The following is a 2,895-nucleotide window of genomic DNA, read 5'->3' as shown; positions in this document are numbered from 1 at the left end:
GGCCCCGCGTGGCTCAGTACCGGTTCGGGTTGTCCGGGCGGCGGTCCTGGCGGTTGGGCACGCCGTCGCCGTCGCGGTCCCAGCCGCCGCGGCGCATCTCCCAGCGGCCGTCGTGCTGCACCCAGGCCGGCTGGCGGTAGACATAGCCGGGGCGGGCGCGGACCCAGTGGCCGGCCACCCAGACATGGCGATGGCCGCGCCATTCCCAATGGCCTGTCTCCCACACCATGCCGCGGCGCGGGGGCGGCACGGCTTCCCGGCGGGGCGGGGGCGGTGCCTGGTACTGCACCATCACGGGTCCGGGCTGCTGGTACACCGGTCCGCCAGACTGCACGATCACGGTGGCACTGGTGGCTGCCCGTGCCACGGTGGTGACGGAGCCCATCGCGGCGAGGGCCAGCGTGGCGGCGGTGAGGGCAATGGTCTTGCGGGTCATGACGATCTCCTTTGGAAAAGCGCTGTGTGTTTTTTTCAGCACCTCCATCGTGATCCTCCAACGTCAAGCCGGTGTCGCCGCGGCGCGAAGTGTTGTGACCGGGTGTTTCCGGCCGGGCAGGGGCGAGCGCCCGCGCCTCACCGGGCGGCGTAGCGCGCCAGCAGGGTGCGCACGATGCGCCGGTGGAACGGAACGACCAGCGCCATGTACACCCGGCCCAGCGTGTTGTGCACATGCACCACGGTGCTCAGGGCGATGCGGGGCGGCCCCTCCGCCGGTTGCCGCTTGGTCAGCGACACCTGCACGTCGAGGTGGCGGTCGTCCTGGCCCATGACCACTTCGTCCTCGGCCAGGTGCCGGATCCGGAAGATGCCCACGCGGTCGCCCACCCGGTAGCTGGCGGCGTCGCGCAGCGGGTGGGCGGCATCGCCACCGAGCGCTCCCAGGTCCTTCAGGCCTGCCAGCCGCACCAGCCGGTTGCGCAGCGCCATGAGCCGGTTCGTCCAGCCGGGCACGTGGGCCAGGGTGGACAGCCAGGCCTGCAGCGCGCTGCTCGCGGGCTCGGGGTCGGTGGCTTCGTAGCTGTCGGCGAAGTAGGCACCCGGCAGTGCCGATGCAATGGCGCTGCCGGGTGGCACCGCGACGGTGGTGATCTTTGGAGGATGGGGCATGGGGTGTATCGGGTGCTGGGGCGGTGGGCCGGAAAAACGAAGGGCGGCGCGGCTCAGCGCCGCATGCTGGTGAACACGTCGAACTCCCAGCTGCGCAGCGCCAGCAGGACGGTGTAGCCCTCGCGTTCGCGCTCGGGCATGCGCTGGTCGGCCAGGTGCTGCTGCGCGAAATCGTGCGCTACGCGCTGCATGCGCTCCCAGAAGGCCGGCGCCAGGCTGCGGCTGATCGCACCGTGCACCAGCAGCACGCCTTCGCCCGGGCCGTCGAAGCTGCCGGCGAAATAGTCGAGCAGCGCATGGTCGCGAAAGTAGTGCATCACCGGGCCATGGGGGCGCCAGCGGAAGGTCTTGGCGAGCTTGAGGCGGTAGCGGTTCAGGGGGCGCAATTCGATGATGCCGATGCGGTCGAGCTGCGCGAGGTACTTCACGCCCTCGGCCTCGCTCAGGCGGTAGGTGGTCACGATCTGCTCCAGCGTCCACTGGCTCAGCACGCAGATCGCCATGAGCATCAGCTTCTTGTCGGCCACCACGGCCGTTTCCTGCGCCTGGCTCAGTTCCTTGAGCAGGGGCTGGCTATCGGCCACGCGCCGCGCCAGGTCGGCGAAGTCGAGGGCCAGCGCCCGGCAGATCGCATCGATGCGCGACAGCGGCATGTCGCCCTTGGCCAGCATGCGCTTGACGCTGGACTCGGCCATGCCCAGGGCCTGGGCCAGGTCCGCATAGGTCATCTGCGCGGATTTGAGTTCCTTCTTGAGGGCGGCAACGAGGTCGGCGGTGGTGCTCATGGGTATCGATTATGGATACCCAGCGTGGCCAGCGATAGGCCTGGGCGCGTTTCGTGCACCTTGGCGTGGCCAGGGTGGAGAGACTGCGTTCCAGTCCCCTTCCCGTCCCCCGTTCCATCCCGCTGCCTTCCGGAGTTTCGTCCATGCCGTTGTCCACCCGTTCTTTTTCCCGCGCCTTCCTCTCGCGTCCGGCCCCGGCCGAATGGGCCTTGTATGGCGCCCTGGCGGTGCTGGCCGCCGTGGGCGCCTGGGGCCCGCAGGTGGCGGCGGACCCGCACCAGCATGCCTTTGCCGACCAGCGCACGCTGTGGGGCATCGCGCATGCGATGGACGTGCTCACCAACCTGCCGTTCGCCCTCATGGGGCTGCTGGGCGTGCGGCGCCTGGTGCAGTGGGTGCGCAGCGGCAAGGCTGGCGGGTGCGGCGAGGGGGTGGCGCAGGCGGCCGGCACCGGCCGCACCACCACGGCGGTGATGGCGGCGGTCTTCTTCTCGGGCCTGCTGCTCACGGCCGGCGCCTCGGCGCTGTACCACGCGGTGCCGCACGACATCACGCTGCTGTGGGACCGCATGGGCATGCTGGTGGCCTTCACCGGGCTGGTGGGCCTGGCGGTCGATGGGCGCATGGGTGCGCGGCCCGCCTGGGTGCTGGCCTGTGTGCTGCCGCTGGCGGGCGCGTTGTCGCTGCGGGCCTGGGGCATGGCGGGGCAGGTGCTGCCCTGGGGCGTGCTGCAGGGCGGGGGCATGCTGCTGGTCGCGGTGCTGGCGATGGTGCCGGCGCGGTCCAGCCGGCCGCCCCTGTCGCTGGTGGCCGTGATCGGCTGGTATGCCCTGGCCAAGCTGTTGGAGCTGGGCGACCACGCGGTGTTCGGCTGGACGGGCGGCTGGGTGTCGGGCCACAGCCTCAAGCACGTGGTGGCGGCCCTGGCCGCATGGCCGGTGATCGCAGCGCTGGCACCGCGCCGCGCCCCGCTGCCGGGCGCCTACTGGGCGCAGTGCGTGCG

The 2,895-nt window shown here is 71.2% G+C and carries 4 protein-coding genes; 1 reads left to right on the top strand and 3 read right to left on the bottom strand.

Annotation, left to right across the window (positions count from 1 at the left end; all coding sequences use genetic code 11):
• Window positions 1-13: 13 nt before the first annotated feature.
• From AC27IQ_RS21655 to AC27IQ_RS21645, 3 genes are all read right to left on the bottom strand, one after another.
• Window positions 14-436, bottom strand: a complete 423-nt coding sequence (locus AC27IQ_RS21655; RefSeq protein ID WP_272566806.1) for a YXWGXW repeat-containing protein — start codon at window positions 434-436, stop codon at window positions 14-16.
• Between the two features lie 137 nt (window positions 437-573).
• Window positions 574-1,107 (bottom strand): DUF2867 domain-containing protein, encoded by a 534-nt coding sequence (locus AC27IQ_RS21650; RefSeq protein ID WP_487090743.1) that lies wholly within the window; start codon window positions 1,105-1,107, stop codon window positions 574-576.
• Window positions 1,108-1,160: 53 nt separating this feature from the next.
• Window positions 1,161-1,892, bottom strand: coding sequence for a helix-turn-helix domain-containing protein (locus AC27IQ_RS21645; RefSeq protein ID WP_284402471.1), 732 nt, complete (start codon window positions 1,890-1,892; stop codon window positions 1,161-1,163).
• Window positions 1,893-2,035: 143 nt separating this feature from the next.
• On the opposite strand from AC27IQ_RS21645, the gene AC27IQ_RS21640 reads away from it, so the two are divergent.
• Window positions 2,036-2,895, top strand: an 860-nt coding sequence (locus tag AC27IQ_RS21640) for a hypothetical protein (RefSeq protein ID WP_487090742.1), incomplete at its 3' end; no start/stop codon positions are given.

It is taken from the genome of Acidovorax sp. KPB24-07, from assembly GCF_057543315.1.
Note: the sequence above shows the minus strand (reverse complement) of the source record. Positions and strands in the feature narration are given on the sequence as shown.

Excerpts from the sequence above, each read along its gene's own strand:
- AC27IQ_RS21655 (WP_272566806.1), bottom strand. The coding sequence starts at position 436 with ATGACCCGCAAGACCATTGCCCTCACCGCCGCCACGCTGGCCCTCGCC.
- AC27IQ_RS21645 (WP_284402471.1), bottom strand. The coding sequence starts at position 1,892 with ATGAGCACCACCGCCGACCTCGTTGCCGCCCTCAAGAAGGAACTCAAA.
- AC27IQ_RS21650 (WP_487090743.1), bottom strand. The coding sequence starts at position 1,107 with ATGCCCCATCCTCCAAAGATCACCACCGTCGCGGTGCCACCCGGCAGC.